General features: G+C 53.6%; 17 protein-coding genes and 1 other RNA gene. 11 read left to right on the forward strand and 7 right to left on the reverse strand.

The features are described 5' to 3' along the window. The first annotated feature begins 83 nt into the window (after window positions 1-83). From pqiA to rmf, 4 genes are all read left to right on the forward strand, one after another. Window positions 84-1,352 (forward strand): membrane integrity-associated transporter subunit PqiA, encoded by a 1,269-nt coding sequence (gene pqiA, locus DD586_RS08170; protein ID WP_012884337.1) that lies wholly within the window; start codon window positions 84-86, stop codon window positions 1,350-1,352. A 7-nt stretch (window positions 1,353-1,359) separates the two neighbouring features. Next, on the forward strand, window positions 1,360-2,985 hold the full coding sequence (pqiB, locus tag DD586_RS08175; RefSeq protein ID WP_041164370.1) for an intermembrane transport protein PqiB: 1,626 nt from the start codon (window positions 1,360-1,362) through the stop codon (window positions 2,983-2,985). Beyond that, window positions 2,982-3,548: a membrane integrity-associated transporter subunit PqiC gene (pqiC, locus tag DD586_RS08180; RefSeq protein WP_012884339.1), complete on the forward strand. Its 567-nt coding sequence runs from the start codon at window positions 2,982-2,984 to the stop codon at window positions 3,546-3,548. The genes pqiB and pqiC overlap by 4 nt, the downstream gene beginning before the upstream one ends. Window positions 3,549-3,849: 301 nt before the next feature. Further along, the gene (rmf, locus tag DD586_RS08185) at window positions 3,850-4,017 is read left to right on the forward strand and encodes a ribosome modulation factor (protein WP_012884340.1); all 168 of its coding nucleotides are present in this window, start codon (window positions 3,850-3,852) and stop codon (window positions 4,015-4,017) included. A gap of 93 nt (window positions 4,018-4,110) precedes the next feature. Here rmf and DD586_RS08190 read toward each other — a convergent pair whose 3' ends face one another. Next, window positions 4,111-5,163 (reverse strand): 3-deoxy-7-phosphoheptulonate synthase, encoded by a 1,053-nt coding sequence (locus tag DD586_RS08190; RefSeq protein ID WP_012884341.1) that lies wholly within the window; start codon window positions 5,161-5,163, stop codon window positions 4,111-4,113. 176 nt (window positions 5,164-5,339) lie between these two features. Further along, window positions 5,340-6,161 carry a posphoenolpyruvate synthetase regulatory kinase/phosphorylase PpsR gene (gene ppsR / locus DD586_RS08195; RefSeq protein ID WP_012884342.1) on the reverse strand — a complete coding sequence of 274 codons (822 nt, stop codon included), beginning with the start codon at window positions 6,159-6,161 and terminating at the stop codon, window positions 5,340-5,342. Window positions 6,162-6,462: 301 nt separating this feature from the next. Between ppsR and ppsA the strand changes: the two genes are divergently transcribed. Then, complete coding sequence (gene ppsA, locus DD586_RS08200; protein ID WP_012884343.1) at window positions 6,463-8,841, forward strand: phosphoenolpyruvate synthase; 2,379 nt, start codon at window positions 6,463-6,465, stop codon at window positions 8,839-8,841. 219 nt (window positions 8,842-9,060) lie between these two features. Here the strand turns inward: ppsA and rprA are convergent. Both rprA and ydiK read right to left on the reverse strand, forming a co-directional pair. Continuing rightward, an RNA gene (gene rprA / locus DD586_RS21315) (antisense sRNA RprA) lies at window positions 9,061-9,171 on the reverse strand. 233 nt (window positions 9,172-9,404) lie between these two features. Next, window positions 9,405-10,505, reverse strand: a complete 1,101-nt coding sequence (ydiK, locus tag DD586_RS08205) for an AI-2E family transporter YdiK (RefSeq protein WP_012884344.1) — start codon at window positions 10,503-10,505, stop codon at window positions 9,405-9,407. A 339-nt stretch (window positions 10,506-10,844) separates the two neighbouring features. Here ydiK and ydiJ point away from each other — a divergent pair, with 339 nt between their 5' ends. Together ydiJ and DD586_RS08215 are read left to right on the forward strand one after the other, a co-directional pair. Further along, window positions 10,845-13,904, forward strand: coding sequence for a D-2-hydroxyglutarate dehydrogenase YdiJ (gene ydiJ / locus DD586_RS08210; protein WP_012884345.1), 3,060 nt, complete (start codon window positions 10,845-10,847; stop codon window positions 13,902-13,904). After that, window positions 13,904-14,326, forward strand: a complete 423-nt coding sequence (locus DD586_RS08215) for a hotdog fold thioesterase (protein WP_012884346.1) — start codon at window positions 13,904-13,906, stop codon at window positions 14,324-14,326. Before ydiJ ends, DD586_RS08215 begins: the two co-directional genes overlap by 1 nt. 61 nt (window positions 14,327-14,387) lie before the next feature. On the opposite strand, the gene DD586_RS08220 is transcribed toward DD586_RS08215, so the two are convergent. Beyond that, complete coding sequence (locus DD586_RS08220; RefSeq protein WP_012884347.1) at window positions 14,388-14,789, reverse strand: hypothetical protein; 402 nt, start codon at window positions 14,787-14,789, stop codon at window positions 14,388-14,390. Between the two features lie 417 nt (window positions 14,790-15,206). Here DD586_RS08220 and DD586_RS08225 point away from each other — a divergent pair, with 417 nt between their 5' ends. Beyond that, complete coding sequence (locus tag DD586_RS08225; RefSeq protein ID WP_012884348.1) at window positions 15,207-16,211, forward strand: L,D-transpeptidase family protein; 1,005 nt, start codon at window positions 15,207-15,209, stop codon at window positions 16,209-16,211. A 304-nt stretch (window positions 16,212-16,515) separates the two neighbouring features. Here the strand turns inward: DD586_RS08225 and DD586_RS08230 are convergent, their stop codons facing one another. Next, window positions 16,516-16,752, reverse strand: coding sequence for a major outer membrane lipoprotein (locus DD586_RS08230; protein ID WP_012769424.1), 237 nt, complete (start codon window positions 16,750-16,752; stop codon window positions 16,516-16,518). A 307-nt stretch (window positions 16,753-17,059) separates the two neighbouring features. Further along, on the reverse strand, window positions 17,060-18,472 hold the full coding sequence (gene pykF / locus DD586_RS08235) for a pyruvate kinase PykF (protein WP_012884349.1): 1,413 nt from the start codon (window positions 18,470-18,472) through the stop codon (window positions 17,060-17,062). 697 nt (window positions 18,473-19,169) lie between these two features. Here pykF and licT point away from each other — a divergent pair. The 3 genes from licT to DD586_RS08250 all read left to right on the forward strand — a co-directional run bounded on the left by licT (window position 19,170) and on the right by DD586_RS08250 (window position 23,729). Beyond that, on the forward strand, window positions 19,170-20,021 hold the full coding sequence (licT, locus tag DD586_RS08240; RefSeq protein WP_012884350.1) for a BglG family transcription antiterminator LicT: 852 nt from the start codon (window positions 19,170-19,172) through the stop codon (window positions 20,019-20,021). A 327-nt stretch (window positions 20,022-20,348) separates the two neighbouring features. Then, complete coding sequence (gene bglF / locus DD586_RS08245) at window positions 20,349-22,298, forward strand: PTS beta-glucoside transporter subunit IIABC (protein WP_012884351.1); 1,950 nt, start codon at window positions 20,349-20,351, stop codon at window positions 22,296-22,298. Between the two features lie 33 nt (window positions 22,299-22,331). Then, on the forward strand, window positions 22,332-23,729 hold the full coding sequence (locus tag DD586_RS08250) for a glycoside hydrolase family 1 protein (protein WP_012884352.1): 1,398 nt from the start codon (window positions 22,332-22,334) through the stop codon (window positions 23,727-23,729). Window positions 23,730-24,020 lie beyond the last annotated feature (291 nt).

Genomic DNA, 24,020 nt, shown 5'->3' on the forward strand with positions numbered 1-24,020 from the left:
CCTCCGTCGCGTTAACACCCCGGTAAAGCCCGTCCGGCAGTATGAGAGATTGTTGTTATCAGCCAGGCCACAGGAGGCGGCGAATGGGTGTGCATCACCACCACTATGACCGGCATATGCTGTGTCCGCATTGTGATCTGCTGGTAGAACTGCCGACATTACAGGATGGTCAGCGGGCGGTGTGCCCGCGTTGTAAAACCGCGTTGTCCAGCCGTCAGCGCGAGCCGCGCTGGCGTCCGGCCAGTTTTGCGTTTAGCGCGCTGATTATGCTGCTGTTATCCATGCTGTTTCCTTTCGTTTCGATGAGCGTGGCCGGTATTCGCAGTGAAATCACCTTACTGGAAATTCCCCGGGTGATGGTGGCGGAAAACTACGCCAGCATGGCGACGCTTTTTCTGCTGTTTGCCCAATTGGTTCCTGCCTGTTCGATGGCGATGATTCTGTTGCTGTGTCTGCGTGCGCCGTTGCCTGATGGGGTGCGACGTCTGTTTACCCGGCTGCTGTTCCAGCTAAAAAGTTGGGGTATGGCGGAAATCTTCCTGGCTGGCGTGTTGGTCAGCTTCGTCAAACTGATGTCATATGGTGATATTGGTATCGGTGCCAGTTTTATCCCGTATATCGTGTTCTGTTTGTTGCAACTGTTGGCTTTTCAGAGTCTGGATCGTCGCTGGTTGTGGGATGACGTCGCCCCGCCGCCGCTAATGCCAGCCGGGCTGGAGGTCGGGCGCGGTGGGCAAGAGCAGGGGGTGCGCTCTTGCCACTGTTGCAGTGCTATTTTGCCTGCCGGGGTGGTGCGCTGCCCTCGCTGCCATACGCCGGGTCACGTGCGGCGGCGTCATAGTTTGCAGTGGACGCTGGCGCTGCTGTTAACGTCGGTGTTGCTGTATGTCCCTGCCAACCTGATGCCGATTATGGTGACCGAAGCCCTGGGGCATAACGTCACCTCGACCATCATGTCCGGGGTTATCCTGCTGTGGGACTCCGGGTCGTGGCCGGTGGCGTTGGTAATTTTTGTCGCCAGCATCATGGTACCCACGCTGAAAATGCTGGCAATGGGGTGGCTGTGCTGGTGTGCGCATGGCTCGCGTCGCCATGATACCGAGCGTCTGCACCGGGTGTATGAGGTCGTGGAGTTTGTGGGGCGTTGGTCCATGATCGATGTGTTTGTTATCGCCGTACTGTCGGCGATGGTGCGTATGGGCCGACTGATGAGCATTTATCCGGCCATCGGCGCGGTGTTGTTTGCCACCGTGGTCATTCTGACCATGATTGCCGCAATGACCTTTGATCCCCGCCTGCTGTGGGATAGGCATCACGTGCAAGGAGAGGAGCATTCTGTTGACGAACACTAATCAAGGTATGGCGCAGATAGAAACTATCAAACGCTGGTCGCCGGTATGGATAGTGCCGATTGTGACCGTGCTGATTGGCGCCTGGATTCTGTTTTATCACGTGAGTCATCAGGGGCCGGAAATTACGCTGATCACCAGTAATGCTGACGGAATCGAGCCGGGAAAAACGGCGATCAAAAGCCGCAGTGTGAACGTGGGCATGGTGGAAGGGGTGAGGCTCAGCGAAGACTTGCACCAGGTGGAGATCAAGGCGCGGTTAAACGATGGCATGGATAAGCTGCTGAGCAAGGATTCGGCGTTTTGGGTCGTCAAACCGCAGATAGGCCGTGAAGGCGTTTCCGGATTGGGAACGTTGCTGTCCGGCGCGTTCATCCAGCTCCAGCCGGGCTCCAGCAAGGAAGACAGCCGCACGTTCAAACTCCTGGATTCGCCACCGCTGGCGTCACCTGACGCGAAAGGGATCCGCATTATCCTCAACAGTGCGCAGTCCGGGCAGTTGAGCGCAGGAGATCCGGTACTGTTTCGCGGCTATCGGGTAGGCTCGGTAGAAACCAGCCATTTTGATCCTGCCGCCAGAAAAATGCAGTATCAGCTGTTTGTCGTCTCACCTTATGACCAACTGGTGACATCGAATGTCCGTTTCTGGAAAGACAGCGGCGTGGCGTTAAATCTGTCGGCACAGGGAATGCGGGTGGAGATGGGATCGCTGAGTACATTATTAAGCGGTGGCGTCAGCTTTGATGTCCCCACCGGTTGGGATATCGGCAACCCGGCGCATGAGCGTGATGAATACCAACTGTTTGATAACCAAAACAGTATTCAGGATTCGCTTTACACCGAATACAAAGAGTATTTGCTGTTTTTCGACGAGTCGGTCCGCGGCTTGCAGGCTGGCGCGCCGGTCGAATTCCGTGGCATCCGGTTAGGGACCGTCACCGAAGTGCCATTCTTCCCTAGAAATATGTCGCAGCGTTTCGATAGCGATTATCGTATTCCGGTATTGGTACGCATCGAGCCGGGACGACTTAAACCTGGTTTACGCGACCAGATCAACCTGGAACAAGAGTTAAGTAAAGGTGCTGACTCAGGGTTGCGCGCCTCCATGAAGACCGCCAATCTGTTGACCGGCGCGCTGTATGTGGATCTGGATTTTTACCCGCAGCAGAAAGGCCGGATGACATCGCTGGCGCAGGTGGATGGTTACCCGGTACTGCCGACGGTGAACGGCGGTCTGACGCAGATTCAGCAGAAACTGATGTCAGTGCTGGATAAGATCAATGGCCTGCCGCTCAATCCGATGGTGGAACAGGCAACGAAAACCCTGACGGAGAGTCAGTCCACCCTGCGCGAACTGCAGAAAACGCTGGCGTCACTCAATAAACTGACCAGCAGCGAGGCGATGCAGCAGTTGCCAGCGGATATGCAGCGCACCTTGCGCGAGCTGAATAGCAGCCTGCAGGGGGTGCAGCCCGGTTCACCGGCCTACAACCGTATGGTGGTTGACATGCAACGCCTTGATCAGACGTTGCGTGAGTTGCAGCCGCTGCTGCGTACCCTGAATGACAAGAGTAACGCGCTGATTTTCGAGGCACCGGGTGCTCGTGATCCACAACCGAAGAAGGCGAAACCATGATAAAGCAATGGCCGTTATGGCTGGTGGTGGTGTTGGCAGCCTGTAGCAGCCCGCAGAAAGTCTATTATCAACTGCCTGCTATGACGCAGGGGACAGCCAGCCTGTCGGCGACCCCAGCTGACAGCCGCCAGTTGTGGGTCGCGCCCGTTATCCTGACCGATTCGCTGGCTGGAAACGGCATCGTGTTCCAGACCTCAGCAGTGCGCTATACCATCGCCACCAATAATCTGTGGGCCAGCCCGCTGGATCAGCAACTGCAGCAGGCGTTGGCATCGTCGTTACGCGCTCGTCTGCCGGGGTGGAATGTGGTGACTGCCGGTGTTGCTGGCGCGTCGGCGTCCAGTTTACAAATCAATGTGACGGCGTTTCAGGGGCGCTTTGACGGTAAAGCGGTTATCCAGGGGGATTGGGTGCTGCATAGCAATAAGCGTATCGTGACCCAGCCGTTTAGTTTCGAGGTGGCACAAACCGAAGATGGTTATGACGCATTGGTTGCCGCGCTTGGCAAAGGCTGGCAGCAGGTAGCGGAGCAGATTAGTCAGCGGCTATTAGTCGGGAATTGAGACTTATCTGACGTGAAACTCGGATGTCTTATACCGAGAGAGATTGAGTTATAGCAAATACCTCTGAATCCCGTTTTTGTGAGCATGATCGGGTTTCAGGGGTTTTGTTTTTGTCTCAGCCGGTTAGCGTGAAATGTGGTTTTATTCTACGGAAAATTCTTCATTCTGGTTCACAAATATGACAATGGCGTGAATTTTGCGCCTTGATCTTCGTCTCCCAAATGGCTATTCATAAGGTGTGGTTGCATGAAAAACGACCACTGTTTTCTTTCCACCAGAGTCGAAATGAGGGAAACAAGGCATGAAGAGACAGAAAAGAGATCGTCTGGCACGGGCGCATTCACGGGGCTACCAGGCTGGTATCATTGGCCGGTCCAAGGAGCTCTGTCCTTATCAATCTATCGATGCCCGGTCTAACTGGTTGGGAGGCTGGCGAGAGGCCATGGAGGACAGGGCGGTGATGGCCTGATCACGCTTTGTCAATCGAAAAAGGAACAACCTCCGCCGCGGCGGAGGTTTTCGTTTTCAGAGAAGGGGATGCCGTGTGTCGAATGGCGTCCCGTCAGCGAGCAAAACGGCTGTCTACCGCATCCGCCAGCAGACTTAACAGACGTTCGCTATCTTGCCAACCGAGGCAGGCGTCGGTAATCGACTGACCATAGGTGAGTTGGTCCGGATGGCGTAGCGGCTGGGTGCCTTCTACCAGAAAACTCTCGGCCATCACGCCGGCAATGGCGCTGTTACCGTCACGAATCTGGTCACATACCGTCTGTGCCACCGTCAGTTGTCGCTGGAACTGCTTCTGGCTGTTACCGTGGCTGAAATCTACCACCAGTCGTTCCGGTAGGGAGAATTCCCGCAGTGCATTACAGGCAGCGGCAATGTGTTCTGCTTCGTAATTGGGGGCTTTGCCGCCACGCAGAATAATATGCCCGAACGGGTTGCCGTGGGTCTGGTATACCGTCATACGGCCGTGTCTATCCGGCGATAAAAACATATGTTGTGCGCGGGCGGCCCGGATAGCGTCAATCGCGATACGGACGTTGCCGTCGGTGCCGTTCTTGAACCCCACCGGACAAGAGAGCGCAGAGGCCATTTCCCGATGGATTTGGCTCTCGGTCGTCCGCGCGCCGATGGCTCCCCAACTGATGGTATCGGCAATGTACTGACCGGTGATGATATCCAGAAACTCAGTGGCGGTTGGTAATCCGAGCGCGTTAATATCCAGCAGCAACCGGCGTGCCTGTGCCAGCCCTTCATTGATCAGGAAGCTGCCATTAAGCTGTGGGTCAGCAATCAACCCTTTCCAGCCCACCACGGTACGCGGTTTTTCGAAGTAGGTCCGCATGACGATTTCCAGCCGGTGCTGGTAGCGGGTCCGTAATGTGGCCAGTCGTTGGGCATACTCTCTGGCGCTATCAATATGGTGAATGGAACATGGGCCAATGATCACCAGTAAACGGCGGTCTTGCCCGGAAAGAATCCGTTCTATACGTGCTCGTGAGGCGATGACGGTGTTGGCGACATCCGGTGTGAGCGGAAGCTCAGTCAACAGTTCATGGGGCGTCATCAGACTGGCAAGTCGCTCACTGCGCAGCTCATCAGTTGGTTGCATGTGTAATCTCTGAATGTCCGTGAAATCTGTCTTATCAGGCCATTTGTCTGTCCTTGTCTGGCCTGGTTTACCTGCGGTGAGATGGCCGTAGAGCCACGACTATGCTTGTGGAGCCGCCTGACCGCGATGGCAATAGTCTATCACAGGCGGTTTGCCACTCCGATGGTTTAGAACAGTTAATACATACGTCTATTTATGCCCATCAGGTCAATAATTCTGGCCGATATCTCTTCTACCGAATAATTGGTGGTGTTGATATAGCGAATTTGGTGACGACGGAACAGCGACTCCACTTCGCTCAGCTCCATACGGCATTGTCGCAGGGAGGCGTACCGGCTGTTACCGCGTCGTTCTTCACGAATGGCGGTAAGGCGTTCAGCGTCAATGGTTAACCCGAACAGTTTTTGCTGATAAGGTTTGAGCGCATCCGGTAATAACAGGTTGTCCATGTCGTCGGCGGTGAAAGGGTAGTTGGCGGCGCGAATGCCGAATTGCATCGCCAGATACAAGCTGGTGGGGGTTTTGCCGCAGCGGGAAACGCCCACCAGAATCACCTGTGCCTGATCGAGATTACGCAACGAAATACCATCGTCATGGGCCAGCGTATAGTCGATGGCCGCGATGCGGGCGTCATATTTGATCAGGTTATTGGCAGTTAACCCGTGGGTGCGATTGGCAACCGGCGTTGGTGAAACGCCCAGCTCCTGCTGTAGCGGTGCGACCAGCGCTTGCACGATATCCTGACAGAATCCTTCGCTGCCGATGATGATGTCGCGGATGGCGGGTGTAACAATCGAATAGAATACCAGTGGGCGCACGCCGCTTTGATGGTATAAGCTATTAATCTGATCGCGAACTGCAGTGGCCCGGGTTTCATTATCGACAAACGGCAGGGTGTAACTGGTGGTGCCGACCGGAAACTGGGACATGACCGCATGGCCCAACACTTCTGCGGTAATGGCCGTGCCGTCGGATACATAAAATACGCTTCTTTCCATACTGACTCCTTAAATGCCTTCGCTGGCGGGTATGAGATTTTTGTGCCGAAAATCAGGTGTTTCCTGACTTTTTTGTTGAAACGGCATTTCATTATCCTCATGATTACGATGATATTATTTCACAATATTGGGATTTTTCTGACTTTTAGCAATCTCAATCCGTGAGTTCCTTTTTTTTTCACCTGGTTGATCGATTCACCTTTCCGTCCTTTTTAAAACCCTGTGCTACGCTGATAAAGCCGAAACTCATTCACGGCGAAATATTTCACACCCTAATTGTATGCAAAAAGGATTATTTTCGATGTCTAACAACGGCCCTGATATGCGTAATGTCCTGTGGTATAACCAGCTTGGTATGCACGACGTTGAGCGGGTGGGAGGCAAAAATGCCTCGCTGGGGGAAATGATCACGAATCTGTCGGAACTTGGGGTGTCGGTTCCGAATGGTTTTGCGACCACTGCCCAGGCGTTTAATGACTTTCTGAACCAAAGCGGTATCAATCAGCGCATCTATGAGCTGTTGGATCGCACCGATGCCGATGACATCAGTCAGTTAGCTAAAGCCGGTGCACAGATTCGTCAGTGGATTATTGATACGCCATTCCAGCCTGAGCTGGAGCAGGCTATCCGTAGCGCCTATCAGCAACTGGCGGATGGCGAGCCGGAAGCATCCTTTGCCGTGCGCTCGTCGGCAACGGCGGAAGACATGCCGGATGCGTCCTTCGCGGGTCAGCAGGAAACCTTTCTTAACGTACAGGGTATCGACGCCGTGATGGTGGCGGTGAAGCACGTGTTTGCCTCACTGTTTAACGATCGCGCCATCTCTTATCGCGTGCATCAGGGCTATGATCACCGTGGCGTGGCGTTATCCGCCGGGGTACAGCGCATGGTGCGTTCGGATCTGGCGGCTTCTGGCGTTATGTTTACGCTGGATACCGAATCGGGTTTCGATCAGGTGGTATTTATTACCGCAGCTTGGGGCCTGGGTGAAATGGTGGTGCAGGGTGCGGTGAACCCGGATGAGTTTTATGTGCATAAACCGACGCTACTGAGCGGTAAACCGTCGATTGTGCGCCGCAATATGGGCTCGAAGAAAATCCGCATGGTGTACGCCGCGACGCAAGAGCACGGCAAACAAGTGCGGGTGGAAGACGTAGAAGAAGCACAGCGTACCCGGTTTTGTCTGAGTGATGACGAAGTGCAGGCGCTGGCGCATCAGGCGTTGTTGATCGAAAAACACTATGGCCGCCCCATGGACATCGAGTGGGCCAAAGACGGTCACACCGGCAAGCTTTACATCGTGCAGGCACGACCGGAAACGGTACGCTCCAACGGTCAGGTGATGGAACGTTATCATCTGCCTGCGAGCGGCAAGGTGTTGGTAGAAGGGCGTGCTATCGGCCATCGCATCGGTGCCGGTGAAGTGAAAATCGTCCATGACATCAGTGAAATGCATCGGGTAAACGCGGGTGATGTGCTGGTGACTGATATGACCGACCCGGACTGGGAACCGATCATGAAAAAGGCGGCGGCTATCGTCACCAACCGTGGCGGTCGTACCTGTCATGCGGCGATTATCGCTCGTGAACTGGGTATTCCGGCGGTGGTGGGATGCGGCGATGCTACCGAACGTTTGCAGAATGGCCAAAAAGTCACGGTGTCCTGTGCCGAGGGTGATACCGGTTATGTCTATCAGGACTTGCTGGACTTCACCGTGAAAAGCTCACAGGTGGACGCCATGCCGTCGCTGCCGCTGAAAATCATGATGAACGTCGGTAACCCGGACCGGGCATTCGACTTCGCCTGCCTGCCGAATGAAGGGGTCGGGTTGGCGCGCCTCGAGTTCATCATCAACCGGATGATTGGGGTGCACCCGCGTGCGTTGCTGGAGTTTGAGCAGCAAACGCCGGAATTGCAGCGTGAAATCCGTACCCTGATGCAAGGTTATAGCGACCCGGTAGAATTCTATATCGAACGTCTGAAAGAGGGTATCGCCACGCTGGCGTCGGCGTTCTGGCCGAAGCGCGTGATCGTGCGTTTGTCCGACTTCAAATCCAATGAGTACGCCAACCTGCTGGGCGGTACTCGCTACGAACCGGAAGAAGAAAACCCGATGTTGGGCTTCCGTGGCGCTGGTCGTTATGTATCGCCGAATTTCCGTGCCTGCTTTGCGCTGGAATGTGAAGCGGTGAAACGGGTCCGCAACGGCATGGGGCTGACCAATGTCGAAGTGATGATTCCGTTTGTACGCACCGTGGCGCAAGCAGAAGCCGTGGTGGACGAACTGGCGAATCAAGGGCTGAAACGTGGCGAGAATGGCCTGAAAATCATCATGATGTGTGAAATTCCGTCTAACGCGCTGCTGGCGGATGAGTTCCTGAAACACTTTGATGGTTTCTCTATCGGCTCGAATGACATGACCCAGCTTACGTTGGGGCTGGACCGCGACTCCGGTGTCGTCTCCGAGTTGTTCGACGAACGCAATGACGCGGTGAAAGCGTTGCTGGCAATGGCGATCCGTGCCGCGAAAAAACAAGGCAAGTACGTTGGAATCTGTGGTCAGGGGCCGTCTGACCATGAAGATTTCGCGGCCTGGCTGATGGATGAAGGCATCGATAGCCTGTCGCTGAACCCGGATACCGTGGTGCAGACCTGGCTGAGCCTGGCTGAGAAGCGCTAACGCTTGATCTGATTGTTCGACTATACCTAACCGCCCGGTGCAGATGCCGGGCGGTTTTTTTATGTTTGTATACCCTTCATACTTCAAGTTGCAGGTGCGTTGGCTGCCCTCACTCACCCCAGTCACTTACTTGTGTAAGCTCCTGGGGATTCGCTCGATTGCCGCCTTCCTGCAACTCGAATTATTTTGGGTATAGACGGTATTAGGGCGAAACGCAGATAAAAAAAATGCCCACCTCGGGGGATGGGCAAAGACTACACACAGCAATTCGTTACTAGCTCTGACGAGGAGAAACCTCACTGACAAACATTACGTTAACAATAGCTCCGGGTATGAATACTAGGTTTTGGGCCGAGTTGAGTCATTAGGAATCATCCTAATGGTTAATTATTTTTGAATTATTGATTTGCGGTAAAAGTGTTTTTCTCAGAAAAACTGATCTGGAATCGAGTTAAATAGCAAAAATAGTGTTTTATGGCTGAGAGGTTTCTTAAAAAGATAAAATTATCTTACATATTAGGAATGTTCCCGGTGCGAATTACACCGGGAAATGAATGCCGTAGTCAGGGTTTTTTATGATGGTGTGAGAGCGTGCGGATCGGCTGCGGTTCCGGCGAGGCTTTCATCCAGGCCGACAGCAAACGGTAGGACACCGCCAACACCACCGGGCCAATAAATAACCCGATCATGCCGAATGCCAGCAACCCGCCGATGACGCCGGACAAGATCAGCAACATCGGCAAATCTGCGCCCATACGAATCAGCAACGGGCGAATAATGTTATCCAACGTACCGACGACACAGCTCCAGACCAGCAAGACGGTACCCCAGGTGGTGTCACCGCTCCAGTACAGCCAGATAATGGCCGGTACCAGTACGGTCAACGGGCCGATTTGCGCCACACAAGACAAAAACATCAATACCGTGAGCAGCGTGGTGTAGGGGATACCAGCCAGCGCCAGGCCAATACCGCCCAGCACCGACTGAACAATGGCGGTGACGACGACCCCAAGCGCGACCGCCCGAATGGCCTGAGCCGCCAGGATCACCGCCGAATCCCCGCCTTGTCCCCCCAGCCGAATGGCAAACCGGCGTACGCCCAGAGCCACCTGATCACCTTTGCTGTACAACAACACGCTAAATAGCACCATCAGTGCGCAGTGCATCAGGAAACGGCCGACATGTGCCGCCTGAGATACAACCCAGGAAGCCGTCTGGCCAATATAGGGCTGGATTTTTGCCATCAGCGCCGGGCCGCCGCTGTGCGCCAGCGCATGCCAACTGCTATGCAACTTGGCACCCACCAGCGGGATGGATTGCAGCCAGTCAAGCGACGGCGGCGTCATCCGTCCTTGTGCGCTGACCCAGTTGATCAGGTTGGAAGCGTTGTCTATGACGCTGCTGACCAGAATGGATGTCGGGAAGACGAACAACAAGACCAGCAGTATCGTCATGACGATAACGGCCAGAGAACGGTATCCCCAGAGTATCTGCTGCAATCGGATGAGCAGCGGCCATGTGGCGATAACCACCATGCTGGCCCAGGCGAACCCGAGAATAAAGGGTTGTACCACCCAGAAGCAGGCAATAATCATGATGCCAATAAATAACAGGCTAAACAGTATTCGAGCGAGATCGAATCGCTGTGACTGAGATTGTCTCATCAAGAGAGGTTACCTCGTTAATTCAGGCGACAGGCCTAATGCAAGATGATGAAAACAGGGCTGGCGGCCATTTCTGCCTGGCTGACAGGCCAGAAGCCGGACCAGAATTTATCATGCGTGATTTACAGCGATTTGCACAGTGATTCCTGAACGCAACAGGCCATCGGCTCTGTATCGCGGCATGGATTGATGGCCGTTGCCTGTTTAAGTTTTTGTTGATCCGTTGACGCACTACCGGGGGAAATATGATAAAACGAAGGGTCTGCAGGTAGCGGATTGCTGCCCGCTGACACGTATTTTATTGGCAAACACCTCTCGCATGGACAGGGTCAACAGATAATGATCCCACAGATCACACAAGCGCCGGGAATCGTTCAACCGGTGCTGAGCTTTTTGGAAGCCTTGAAGCAACACGGGTTTACCGGCGATATCGCCACGCAGTACGCCGATCGCCTGACGATGGCGACGGACAACAGTATTTATCAATTACTGCCGGATGCGGTGGTGTTTCCCCGCTCGACCGCTGACGTATCGCTGCTCGCCCGACTGGCGGGTGAAGAGCGCTTTCATGAGCTGGTGTTCACGCCGCGTGGCGGCGGCACCGGCACCAACGGACAGGCGCTCAACCACGGTATTGTGGTGGATATGTCGCGCCACATGAACCGCATTCTGGAAATCAACCCGGAGCAAGGATGGGTACGGGTGGAAGCGGGGGTTATCAAGGATCAACTGAACCAGTACCTGAAACCGTTCGGCTACTTCTTCTCGCCAGAACTCTCCACCAGTAACCGCGCGACGCTGGGCGGTATGATTAATACCGATGCCTCGGGGCAGGGGTCGCTGGTGTATGGCAAAACTTCAGACCATGTGCTGGGTCTGCGCGCGGTACTGCCTGGCGGTGAACTGCTGGATACGCAGGCGATGCCGGTCGCGCTGGCGGAACAACTGGCGCAGGAAGAGTCACCGGTCGGGCGTATATACCACACCGTGCTACATCGTTGCCGCGAGCAGCGCCAGCTGATTATCGACAAATTCCCCAAACTGAACCGTTTCCTGACCGGGTATGACCTGCGCCATGTGTTCAGCGATGATATGCAAACGTTTGACCTGACCCGTATCCTGACCGGTGCGGAAGGGACGCTGGCGTTTATTACCGAAGCGAAGCTGGATATCACGCCGCTGCCCAAGGTGCGGCGGCTGGTCAACGTCAAATATGACTCGTTCGATTCCGCCTTGCGCAACGCGCCGTTTATGGTGGAAGCTCGCGCCCTGTCGGTGGAGACGGTGGATTCGAAGGTGCTGAATCTGGCCCGCGAAGACATTGTGTGGCATTCGGTCAGTGAACTGATCACCGATGTACCCGGTGAAGAAATGCTGGGGTTAAACATTGTAGAGTTTGCCGGTGACGATGAAGCGCTGATTGATGGTCAGGTGGCCTCGTTGTGCGAGCGTCTGGATGGGCTGCTGGCTAGCCGCGAGGCGGGGGTGATCGGCTATCAGGTTTGCCGTGATCTGGTGGGGATTGAGCGGATTTACGGCATGCGCAAAAAAGCGGTCGGTCTGCTTGGCAACAGCAAAGGGCTGGCAAAGCCGATCCCGTTTGCGGAAGACACCTGTGTGCCGCCGCAGCATCTGGCGGACTACATCGCCGAATTCCGCGCGCTGCTGGATAGCCACCACCTGAGCTACGGTATGTTTGGCCACGTTGACGCCGGGGTGTTGCATGTCCGTCCGGCGCTGGACATGTGCGACCCACAGCAAGAAGTGCTGATGAAGCAGCTTTCCGATCAGATAGTGGCGCTTACCGCCAAATACGGTGGTTTGCTATGGGGCGAACACGGCAAAGGTTTCCGTGCTGAATACAGCCCGGCATTTTTTGGCCCGGAACTGTATGACGAGTTGCGCCGAATCAAAGCGGCGTTTGACCCGGATAACCGTCTCAACCCCGGCAAGATTTGTGCGCCGCTGGGGGTGGATGCGCCGATGATGAAAGTGGACGCGGTAAAACGCGGCACCTATGACCGGCAGATTCCGCTGACGGTGCGTACCGCCTACCGTGGCGCCATGGAGTGTAACGGTAACGGTCTGTGCTTCAATTTCGATACCCGCAGCCCGATGTGCCCATCGATGAAAATCACCGGCAACCGCATCCACTCGCCGAAAGGACGCGCCACACTGGTGCGTGAATGGCTGCGTTTGCTGTCTGAGCAAGGGGTAGATCCGCTGGCACTGGAGCAGGCACTGCCGCGCCAGCGCGTCAGTTTTCGCGGTCTTATCGCCAAAACCCGTAATACTCTGGCGGCGCGTCAGGGCGAGTATGACTTCTCGCATGAGGTCAAAGAGGCGATGTCCGGTTGTCTGGCCTGCAAAGCCTGCTCGACGCAATGCCCGATCAAAATTGATGTGCCCGGCTTTCGTGCCCGTTTTCTGCAACTGTACCACACCCGTTACCTGCGACCGGCCTGCGACTACCTGGTGGCAGGCGTGGAAAGCTATGCCCCGTTGATGGCGCAGAGCCCGAAAGCGTTTAACTTTTTCCTGAGCCAGCCGTGGGTCAATACCATTAGCCGTAAGGTGATCGGTATGGTGGATTTGCCATTACTGTCGACGCCGTCGCTACGCCAGCAGTTCGTCGGTCATCGGGCGATGACGACTACGCTGGAGCAACTGGAGCAGATGTCAGCGCAGGCCCGTGCCGATCACGTGCTGATCGTGCAGGATCCCTTTACCAGCTATTACGATGCACAGGTGGTGGCGGATTTTGTCCGGTTGGTGGAAAAGCTGGGGTTACGGCCGGTGCTGCTACCGTTTTCACCGAACGGTAAACCGCAACATATCAAAGGGTTCCTGCAGCGTTTTGCGAAGACTGCTGGTAAAACCGCCGAGTTTCTTAACCGGGTTGCCCGCCTTGGGTTACCGATGGTCGGGGTCGATCCGGCGCTGGTGCTGTGTTATCGGGATGAATACCGGGAAGTGCTGGGCGATAGACGCGGTGAATTTCAGGTACAGCTGGTGCATGAGTGGCTCACTACGCTGGTGAACAGCCGTGATGACCGGGCACCGGCGCTACGTGACGATCCGTGGTATTTGTTCGGTCACTGCACCGAAACTACGGCGTTGCCAGCCAGCGGGCAGCAGTGGGCGGCGATTTTCGCACATTTTGGCGCTCGGCTGGAAAATGTCAGCGTCGGCTGCTGTGGTATGGCCGGCACTTACGGTCATGAAACCCGCAATCTGGCCCATTCTCAGGGAATCTATGCACTTTCCTGGCAACCGTCCCTGCAACGGCTGCCGCAGGCGCGTTGTCTGACTACTGGCTATTCCTGTCGTAGTCAGGTCAAGCGTATGGAAGGGCGTGGATTAAAACATCCGTTGCAGGTGTTGCTGGAGCTGGTGTGATGCTGTGGAAACGTAGTGTAGATATAGAACAACTCAACCAGATGGCGGTGGACGGTATGGCTGGCCATATCGGTATCCGCATGACGCACTTAAGTGACGATACGCTGGAAGCGGTGATGCCGGTGGATCATCGCACCCGCCAGCCGTTTGGTCTGCTGCATGGCGGGGCATCGGTGGCGTTGGCTGAGTCGTTGGGCTCTATAGCAGGTTATTTGTGCTCAGAAGGCGAGCAGCGGGTGGTGGGGGTGGAGATTAACGCTAACCACCTGCGGGCCGTGACTGAAGGCGAAGTGCGTGGCGTATGTCGCGCGCTACACACCGGTAAACGGATGCAAGTCTGGCAGATTGATATTTTCGACAATCAGGATCGGCTGTGTTGTACCTCACGACTGACCACGGCGGTGATTTCCCCCGACGCCTGATATCTGTCTTATCCGTGTCCTGCCGGGCTTGAGTCCTGGCAGGACAGCCTCTGACTTCCTTTCAGGGAATAAACGCCACCCGTTGCATAAAATCCGTCTGGAAAGCGGTGGCCTTATCCCAGTTACCCATCAGATTGAACTGAGTACAAATGTACCGTAGCGTCTGGTGTGCAAAATAGTAGCTTTGTACCCGGAACAAACGGTCACGTTCGGCGTTGTTGATTTCATGAATTAGATGTTGATGCAGCTTGATCAGGCTGAACAGATAGCTGTTTTCGTCACCGTGCTGTTGACTCAGTTCAGCCATATGAAGCCCCGTCAGGTAGTAGTGGCGCAAATCACTGATATCGCCATCCTCCCGCTCCAGCGATAACTCTGCCAGATAAAACTCCATGGTGGCGTTACGCAGTTGCCGCCGGTAGTCATCAATCTGTGTCTGCAACCAGGCTCGGAACGGAAACATATCGGGCACCTCATTTGGAAATAAGAATCATTATCATATTTTCGAGTCATTGATCATGCAACGTTTTTGACCTGCAGCGTTGTCTGAGAGAAGGAAAGATGAGAAGAGACAGCGGCGGGCTAACGGTATGAGTGAATGTTGTCGGTGACTCTTATCCGTTACCTGACGGCTATTCATACTGATAGAGCACTATTTCTGCGCTTTGATGCGTCACATTTCGGAATCCATCCGGTGGATTTCCTGCTACCCTGCTTTTATCCTTGGGACTTTCCAATGACGAAAGAGATTCAACCTATTGATAAGAAATAAGAAAGAAAGTGCCCGCCGGTGGCGATGCTTCCGCGTCTGTAATAGACGCGGGCCTGACTCGCGCTCTGGCGCTCACCCTATCTTCGGAATTACAACAGGAAACTTATAATGAAACGTGCGCTTACCCTGATGGGATTATTGTTTGCGTCCTGCCTGACGGGCATACAGCCTGCCAGCGCGACGGAATACCCTCTGCCACCCCCGGATAGCCGCTTGATTGGGGAAAATATTAGCTACACCGTACCTAATGATGGTCACCCACTGGAAACCATTGCGGCCAAATTTAAAATTGGTTTGCTGGGCATGTTGGAAGCTAACCCAGGTACCGATCCCTATCTGCCGAAACCTGGCTCCAGCCTGACTATCCCGCTGCAAATGCTGTTGCCGGATACGCCGCGAGAAGGGATTGTGGTAAATCTGGCTGAACTGCGGCTCTACTATTTTCCTAAAGGGAAAAACACCGTCATTGTCTATCCTATCGGCATCGGCCAGCTTGGGCGTAATACGCCGGTAATGGTGACCCACGTGATTGAACGACGCCCGAATCCGACCTGGATCCCGACGGCCAATACGCGGCGTCATTACAAAGAACAAGGCATTGATTTACCGGCTATGGTGCCAGGCGGGCCAGATAACCCGATGGGATTGTTTGCATTGCGGCTAGAGAAAAGCGGTGGGGTGTACTCTATCCACGGCACCAACGCTGATTTTGGTATCGGTATGCGGGTGAGTTCTGGTTGTATCCGCCTACGCCCGGAAGACATTGAGGCGTTATTTAATGACGTGCCGGTAGGTACCCGCGTACAGATCATCAATGAGCCGGTCAAGATTGCGGTGGAACCTGATGGGAAACGGTATGTCGAAGTACATCAGCCGCTGTCTCGTACCGATAAGGACGACCCGCAGACCATGCCGATTGCGCTGAACCAGAAAGTGAAGGCCTTTATCCACAACGGCGATACCGATGCTGACGCTGTTCATAACGCGATTGCTCGTCGCTCTGGTATGCCGGTGCTGGTCAATACCGGGCAGACGGTTCCTCAGCAGCCATCGTCATTGCTACCGCAAAACGCCGCGCCGATATCGGCGGTGAAGACGTCATCGTCGCACTAATAACGGCAGCGGGTGTCAGAGCGCCATGCGTGAATGGGCGTTCTGACACTGTCCTCAGTAGTCCGTCTGGCAGACAATCCCTCCAGTAGAGAACCGCTCAGGTAGATAACTTGCCAGGTGGGTCAGGCTCAGCGATTTGTCATCTTGTCCTAATACCTCGGTTTGTCAGGCACAACGCAAGACGGTGTTCTGCCAGACGGGCGGTACGTACAGGTATGTAGGGATGTGTGGGGTGGTGTCAGTGGCGTAAAATGAAGGGCAAAAAAATGGCGCACAAGTGCGCCATTTTTCATTCAACCAGTTCTTACTTTTTGTAAGTACGAACCTGGTTGTCCAGGCGCTGGTTAGCACGAGCTGCGTCATCTTTAGCAGCCTGCACGTCGGTAGCCAGAGCGTCAACTTTGCTGGTCAGAGCAGATACTTTCTCGTTCAGAGAAGAAACGTCAGAAGACAGCTGATCCAGTTTAGCATTGCTGGAGCAACCAGCCAGCAGAGTGGAACCCAGGATTACCGCGCCCAGTACCAGTTTAGTACGATTCATTATTAATACCCTCTAAATTGAGTTAATCTCCATGTAGCGTTACAAGTATTACACAAACCGTTTTCTGATGAGAATAAATTTTTGATGGGAACATGCTTAATTTTGATCGTTCGCTCAAAGAATCATCGAGTTTTACAAACAGGTTAAAAAAGTAAGGAAAACAGGGCTATTTTATCAGAGTCCTGTGGCCTTCACGGACGTGGATATATCTTTTTTGTCTAACCGATCGTGCTATTTATCATCGACGCCTATCTCGAAAAAATAAAAAGCGCCCCGTAGGGCGCTTTAAAAAATTCTCATTATCGAATTACAGGCGGTGGACTGACGCGGTGTTGGTGGTGCCACTCGGTACCAGTGCACCGGAAACCATCACCACCACATCGCCTTCCTGCGCTAAACCGCTTTCCAGTGCGGCTTCTTTACCAATGCGGTAGAAATCATCGGTAGAGGCGATTTCTTTCACCAGCATGGTTTCCACACCTTTGCTCAGCAGCAGCTGGCGGGCGGTGATTTCGTTGGTGGTCAGCGCCAGAATGCGCGCGGTTGGGAAGTATTTACGGATAGATTTGGCGGATTTGCCGCCATGGGTGGCAACCACGATCAGTGGCGCTTCCAGTTTCTCTGCCGTTTCCACCGCACCGCGACACACCGCTTCGGTAATGCGCAGTTTGCTGGTGTTTTGCAGTTTGTCCAGCCGTGATGTCATGACTCTATCAGTACGTTCGCAGATGGTCGCCATGATGCTGACCGCTTCCAGCGGGTATTTGCCTTTGGCGCTCTCGCCAGACAGCATGACCGCGTCGGTACCGTCGATGATGGCGTTGGCAACGTCACCGGCTTCAGCGCGGGTCGGGCGTGGGTTCTTGATCATGGAATCCAGCATCTGCGTCGCGGTGATCACCACTTTGCGAGCCAGATTGCATTTTTCGATCATCATCTTCTGGGCGAAGATCACTTCTTCAACCGGAATTTCAACACCCAGGTCGCCACGGGCAACCATGATGCCGTCAGAAGCGTCCAGGATGTCGTCGAAGTTGTTCAGGCCTTCCTGGTTTTCGATCTTGGAAATGATCTGGATGTGCTCGCCACCGTGCTGTTTCAGGTGGGCGCGGATCTCTTCTACGTCAGAACGTTTACGAATAAAGGATGCGGCAACGAAATCGACGCCTTGCTCGCAACCGAAAATCAGGTCGCGTTTGTCTTTTTCCGCCAGTGCTGGCAACTGGATGGAAACGCCCGGCAGGTTAACCCCTTTGTTTTCGCCGAGGTCGCCGTTGTTCAGTACTTTACATACGACCTCGCCGCCGTTGATTGCGATGACTTCCATGCCAATCAGGCCATCGTCGACCAGCACGGTGTTGCCGACGCTCAGGTCATCAGCAAAACCCGCATAAGTGACCGCCACACGTTCCTTGTTACCGACAACGCTGGTATCGGTGGTGAAGGTGAAGGTCTGGCCTGCGGTCAGAGAAACGTCTGCACCGTTTTCCAGTTTGATGGTACGAATTTCCGGGCCTTTGGTATCCAGCAGGATGGCCGCTTTCTGGCCGGTTTTTTCTGTAATGGCACGCAGATTTTTGATGCGCTGACCATGTTCGGCGTAGTCACCGTGAGAGAAGTTCAGGCGCATGACGTTCATACCGGCGTTCAGCAGCTTGCCCAGTACTTCCTCTGATTCGGTTTTCGGGCCGATAGTACAAACAATTTTGGTCTTTTTCATAACGGTAGTTTCTACAAGTTGTGATGGATAAAAAAACAGGATGACCGGCGGTTAGCTGAGACTGAGACTTGACCGTCGGGGACAATATGCTTGCGATTGCGAGAGAATGATAAGTATAGATGGTGACAGACGAGGGAGAGTGAAGAAGCACGTGACTGGATATTGCCCATAGTAAGGAGTGGGCGAGGCGGCAATATCCCTGAGGAATATGTTATTGGTTGTGTTTTTATCAGTGGCACGTGGATTCGCTGAAACCATTCAATGAAACAACGTTCCGTATTATAGTTATCAGGCAAAGAGATACAAGCGGTTGAAGGGCTGTATAGCACGTATTTTCGTGCTCTTGCGCAAAAAAATGTACGATTTATTGTTTTTACACAAACTTGTTGCGCAAATGCACGAAAAACACCTGGCTATCGATGTGGCGATGGTGCTAAACGCGAGGCGTCAGTGAAAGGTCTGACAATAATTTGTCGTGATAATGCTGGCTTTGTGTCGATCCGGTCACGTTTCCGTCACCGTGCGGTTGAGCCCCGGTGCACCGATGGTAAGTTAGCGTTTGCAGGTTGTGCCCGGTCAGCGAGATGCTTGCGTCGTGGCGTTATACAACCCGGGGTTGTTACTGCCGTTGGCAGGCAAAACCAGATGTTCGCGTTGGTGGCGGGCGTCTGGTTTTTTTGTTTTCAGGGGTCGAACAATGAAGATCGCTAAAATACTGAATAATAATGTCGTCACGGTCATTGATGAGCAGGGCAACGAACAGGTCGTGATGGGGCGAGGACTGGCGTTTAAAAAACGGCCGGGCGAAAGGCTGGATACCACCCTTGTCGAGAAGGTTTTTTCTTTGCGGAGCAGCGAACTGACCGCGCGCCTGAGTGATGTGCTGGAGCGTATTCCGCTGGAGGTGGTGACGACAGCGGATCGCATCATCGCGCTGGCAAAAGAAAAACTGACCGGAAACCTGCAAAACAGCCTCTACATCTCGCTGACCGACCACTGTCATTTTGCCATTGAACGGCATCGACAAGGCGTGGATATCCCGAATGGACTGCTGTGGGAGGTGAAGCGGTTGTATCAAAAAGAGTTCGCCGTCGGGCTGGACGCGCTGGACATCATTCACCAGCGCCTGGGGGTGCGGCTACCGGAAGATGAGGCTGGCTTTATTGCATTGCATCTGGTGAATGCACAACTGGACAGCCATATGCCGGAAGTGATGCGTATCACCCGCATAATGCAGGAGATCCTGAATATTGTTAAGTACCACCTCCACCTCGACTATAACGAGCAGGCATTCAGCTACCATCGGTTTGTCACTCACCTGAAGTTTTTTGCCCAGCGTTTATTGGGGCGTATACCGGTTTCCAACGAAGATGAATCGCTACACGATGTAGTCAAAGAGAAATATAGTCTGGCGTATCGGTGTGCCGAGAAAATTCAGGATCACATGATACTGAATTATAATTATCAGCTGACGAAAGAAGAATTGATGTTTCTGACTATTCACATTGAACGGGTGCGTGCTGAATTACAGGAGCAGGTGAAAAAATAAATGTCGGCAGCAGGCGACAGAAGATTGCGTAACGTCACAAAATAGCCGATGACCGGTGTGAAGCGCTTGCCAGCATACATTACGCTGGTAATCTGTAACGTAATGAATATGGATTGCGACTGTATATCCCACTAAGGAGCATACAGGCAAAACCTGAACCGTTTTTTGCGAGCATCACGCCGCAATGAAACGGTTCAGGTTTTTTTTTGCCTCGAGTACAAGGGGCGCTGATATCAAGAGGTGCTGACCTCAAGGTGTTCTGACAGCGTAGAGTGCAGTCGCTCAGCAGTTTTCTTCGGGCATGGACTGAGTATTAAGGATATCACCATGAGTTACGAAACATTAGCCAGTGAGATAAAAGAGGGCGTAGGGGGTCAGGACAATATTATTAGCGTGATCCATTGCGCCACGCGTTTGCGGTTTAAATTAAAAAATAATGCTGCTGCCCATGCGGATGCCCTGAAAAATAATCCCGGCATTATTATGGTGGTGGAAAGCGGTGGGCAGTTTCAGGTCGTCGTGGGTAATCAGGTCGCTGAGGTCTATCAGGCATTGTTATCGCTTGATGGCATGGCGCGTTTCAGTGACTCATCCACTTTGCCAGAAGAGAAGAAAGAGAACCTGCTTGCCCGGTTTATCGATATTATTTCCAGTATTTTTACGCCCTTCGTCGGTGTGATGGCGGCAATGGGGATCCTGAAAGGATTTTTGGCGCTGGGCATCGCCACTCAGATAATCGTGGAGAGCAGCGGCACCTATAAATTGCTGTTTGCCGCCAGTGATGCGTTGTTCTATTTTTTCCCGATTGTGCTGGGGTATACCGCGGGCAAGAAATTTGGCGGTAACCCGTTTACGACGCTGGTGATTGGCGCCACGCTGGTTCACCCCAGTATGATCGCCGCTTTTAGCGCCATGCAGGCACCCGATCATCCGATACTCCATTTTCTGGGTCTCCCGATAACCTTTATCAACTACAGTTCGTCGGTCATTCCGATCCTGTTCGCCAGTTGGGTGTCTTGCAAGCTGGAAAAACCGTTGAACCGTTGGCTGCATGCCAATATCCGTAATTTCTTCACGCCGCTGCTGTGTGTTGCCATTAGCGTCCCTCTGACATTTTTAGTGATTGGTCCCAGTGCCACCTGGCTCAGTCAGATGCTGTCGGGCGGGTATCAATGGTTGTATGGGTTGAACTCGATGCTGGCTGGCGCGGTCATGGGGGCATTTTGGCAGGTATGCGTGATTTTCGGCCTGCATTGGGGGTTTGTGCCGCTGATGCTGAATAACCTGAGTGTAATGGGGCATGACACGCTGCTGCCGCTGTTGACACCAGCGGTACTGGGTCAGGCCGGTGCGACGCTTGGCGTACTGCTGCGCACCCGTGACATGAAGCGCAAAGGGATTGCCGGGTCGGCGTTTTCTGCCGCGATTTTCGGTATTACCGAACCGGCGGTATACGGTGTGACATTACCACTGCGTCGTCCCTTCATCTTTGGTTGCATCGGGGGCGCGGTGGGGGCAGCGGTCATGGGGTATTTCCACACCACCATCTATTCGTTTGGTTTCCCGAGCATTTTTACCTTTACCCAGATCATTCCGCCGACCGGTGTGGATAGCAGCGTTTGGGCGGCTGTCATCGGGACGCTGGCGGCGTTCACGTTCGCCGCGGTAACCAGTTGGGCATTCGGTATGCCGAAAGACGACGCACAAGAAACGGTGGTGGAAAGTACAACGCAACCTGCCGCGACACAGAATCACACCGGTGTGGTTCACGATGAACCTGCTACTCGTGAGGAAACCTCTATCCGTGATGAAAACCAGGTTTGCGAAGAAGTGCTGTGTAGTCCGTTGGTGGGTGAGGTTGTGCCGTTAGAACAGGTCACCGATCGCACTTTCGCCAGCGGTGTGATGGGGAAAGGGGTAGCGATCCGGCCTTCACAAGGGCGGCTTTATGCACCGGTAGACGGTACCGTCGCATCGTTGTTTAAGACCCACCACGCCATTGGTCTGGCATCACGGGGTGGAGCAGAAGTGTTGATACACGTTGGTATCGATACCGTCCGGCTGGATGGCCGTTATTTTACCCCGCATGTCCGTGTCGGCGATGTGGTGCGGCAAGGTGATCTGTTACTGGAGTTTGATGGCCCGGCGATTGAGGCGGCAGGATACGACCTTACCACGCCGATGGTGATTACCAATAGTGAACATTATCAAAGGGTAACGCCCGTCGCTAGCGGCAAAGTCGATGCCAATACACCGCTGGCACAACTGGTATGTTGAATCATGCGTGAACAGAGATACAGGAGATCAATGATGAGTAATCCTTTCCCGGAACACTTTTTATGGGGCGGTGCGATTGCCGCCAACCAGGTGGAAGGTGCCTATCTGACGGATGGAAAAGGGCTTTCCACCTCAGATTTACAGCCTCAGGGGATTTTCGGCAGTATTGTGGAGCGTCAGCCCGGCGACAGCGGGATTAAAGATGTGGCGATCGATTTCTATCATCGTTACCCGCAAGATATCGCGTTGTTTGCTGAAATGGGCTTTACCTGCCTGCGTGTATCCATTGCCTGGACGCGTATTTTTCCCGAGGGAGATGAGCTGGAACCGAATGAAGCGGGGCTGGCATTTTACGATCGGCTGTTTGATGAGCTGGCAAAACACGGCATTCAGCCATTGGTGACGTTGTCACATTATGAAATGCCGTATGGACTGGTGAAAAAGCATGGCGGCTGGGGCAATCGGCTGACCATTGATTGCTTTGAGCGCTATGCCCGCACGGTGTTTACACGTTATCAGCACAAGGTGAAACGGTGGCTGACGTTCAATGAGATCAACATGTCACTGCACGCGCCGTTTACCGGTGTTGGGTTACCGTCAGACAGTAGCAAAGCGGCGATTTATCAGGCTATCCATCATCAACTGGTCGCGAGTGCCAGAGCAGTGCAAGCCTGCCACGATATCATCCCGGACGCGAAAATCGGCAATATGCTGCTGGGGGCGATGCTCTATCCATTAACCAGTAAACCGGAAGATGTAATGGAAAGCCTGCACCAGAACCGGGAATGGCTCTTCTTCGGTGATGTGCAGGTACGCGGCGCGTACCCCGGATATATGCAGCGTTATTTCCGCGAGCAGGGTATTACGCTGGTGATAACGGAACAGGACAAACAGGATCTGGCCGCCACCGTCGATTTTATCTCGTTTAGTTATTATATGACCGGTTGTGTCAGTACCGATGAGGCGCAACGTGAAAAAACGCGTGGCAATATTTTGAATATGGTGCCGAACCCCTATTTGGAAAGTTCTGAATGGGGTTGGCAGATTGATCCGCTGGGATTGCGGTATTTATTAAATTTCTTGTATGACCGCTACCAAAAGCCATTATTTATTGTTGAGAATGGTCTGGGGGCGAAAGATAAGATCGAAGACAATGGCGAAATACAGGATGATTATCGTATCCGTTATTTAAACGATCATCTGGTGCAGGTCAGCGAAGCGATTGCCGATGGCGTGGAGGTAGTAGGGTATACCTGTTGGGGGCCGATTGATTTGGTCAGCGCGTCAAAAGCGGAAATGTCAAAGCGCTACGGTTTTATTTATGTTGACCGCGATGATACCGGTAAGGGAACGCTGGAACGGCGGCGTAAAAATAGCTTCTATTGGTATCAGTCCGTTATTGCCAGCCACGGAAAAACGCTGACACGGTAGCCAAACATCAACGTGGTAATAGTGGGAATTCACGTTGCGGGAATGTCTTCATACCTGCAACGTGCATCATGGCTGGTATTGGTAGCGAGAACATCAAGGCAGCAATACTCTCAGCCATGTGTCGATAACCGCATGAAAAATAATGTTAGCAGCATAACGAAAACCGCTACGCCGATCGCGGACAATCCTGCGCCCGCTACCGTAGCATCGTCAACTAACAGCCGGGCATTTATCACGTTACGTGAGCTGGGGCCGTTTTATTGACACCGCTAGTCTATTTTCCCTGTACCT

The sequence above is a fragment of the Dickeya parazeae Ech586 genome (genome assembly GCF_000025065.1).
Lineage (GTDB): Bacteria > Pseudomonadota > Gammaproteobacteria > Enterobacterales > Enterobacteriaceae > Dickeya > Dickeya zeae.

Bases quoted from the DNA above. Each gene is read 5' to 3' on its own strand.
- DD586_RS08215 (WP_012884346.1), top strand. From the start codon at position 13,904: ATGCTGTGGAAACGTAGTGTAGATATAGAACAACTCAACCAGATGGCG.
- DD586_RS08220 (WP_012884347.1), bottom strand. From the start codon at position 14,789: ATGTTTCCGTTCCGAGCCTGGTTGCAGACACAGATTGATGACTACCGG.
- ydiJ (WP_012884345.1), top strand. From the start codon at position 10,845: ATGATCCCACAGATCACACAAGCGCCGGGAATCGTTCAACCGGTGCTG.
- licT (WP_012884350.1), top strand. From the start codon at position 19,170: ATGAAGATCGCTAAAATACTGAATAATAATGTCGTCACGGTCATTGAT.
- bglF (WP_012884351.1), top strand. From the start codon at position 20,349: ATGAGTTACGAAACATTAGCCAGTGAGATAAAAGAGGGCGTAGGGGGT.
- pqiC (WP_012884339.1), top strand. From the start codon at position 2,982: ATGATAAAGCAATGGCCGTTATGGCTGGTGGTGGTGTTGGCAGCCTGT.
- DD586_RS08225 (WP_012884348.1), top strand. From the start codon at position 15,207: ATGAAACGTGCGCTTACCCTGATGGGATTATTGTTTGCGTCCTGCCTG.
- DD586_RS08250 (WP_012884352.1), top strand. From the start codon at position 22,332: ATGAGTAATCCTTTCCCGGAACACTTTTTATGGGGCGGTGCGATTGCC.
- rmf (WP_012884340.1), top strand. From the start codon at position 3,850: ATGAAGAGACAGAAAAGAGATCGTCTGGCACGGGCGCATTCACGGGGC.
- ydiK (WP_012884344.1), bottom strand. From the start codon at position 10,505: ATGAGACAATCTCAGTCACAGCGATTCGATCTCGCTCGAATACTGTTT.
- pqiB (WP_041164370.1), top strand. From the start codon at position 1,360: ATGGCGCAGATAGAAACTATCAAACGCTGGTCGCCGGTATGGATAGTG.
- DD586_RS08190 (WP_012884341.1), bottom strand. From the start codon at position 5,163: ATGCAACCAACTGATGAGCTGCGCAGTGAGCGACTTGCCAGTCTGATG.
- ppsA (WP_012884343.1), top strand. From the start codon at position 6,463: ATGTCTAACAACGGCCCTGATATGCGTAATGTCCTGTGGTATAACCAG.
- DD586_RS08230 (WP_012769424.1), bottom strand. From the start codon at position 16,752: ATGAATCGTACTAAACTGGTACTGGGCGCGGTAATCCTGGGTTCCACT.
- ppsR (WP_012884342.1), bottom strand. From the start codon at position 6,161: ATGGAAAGAAGCGTATTTTATGTATCCGACGGCACGGCCATTACCGCA.
- pqiA (WP_012884337.1), top strand. From the start codon at position 84: ATGGGTGTGCATCACCACCACTATGACCGGCATATGCTGTGTCCGCAT.
- pykF (WP_012884349.1), bottom strand. From the start codon at position 18,472: ATGAAAAAGACCAAAATTGTTTGTACTATCGGCCCGAAAACCGAATCA.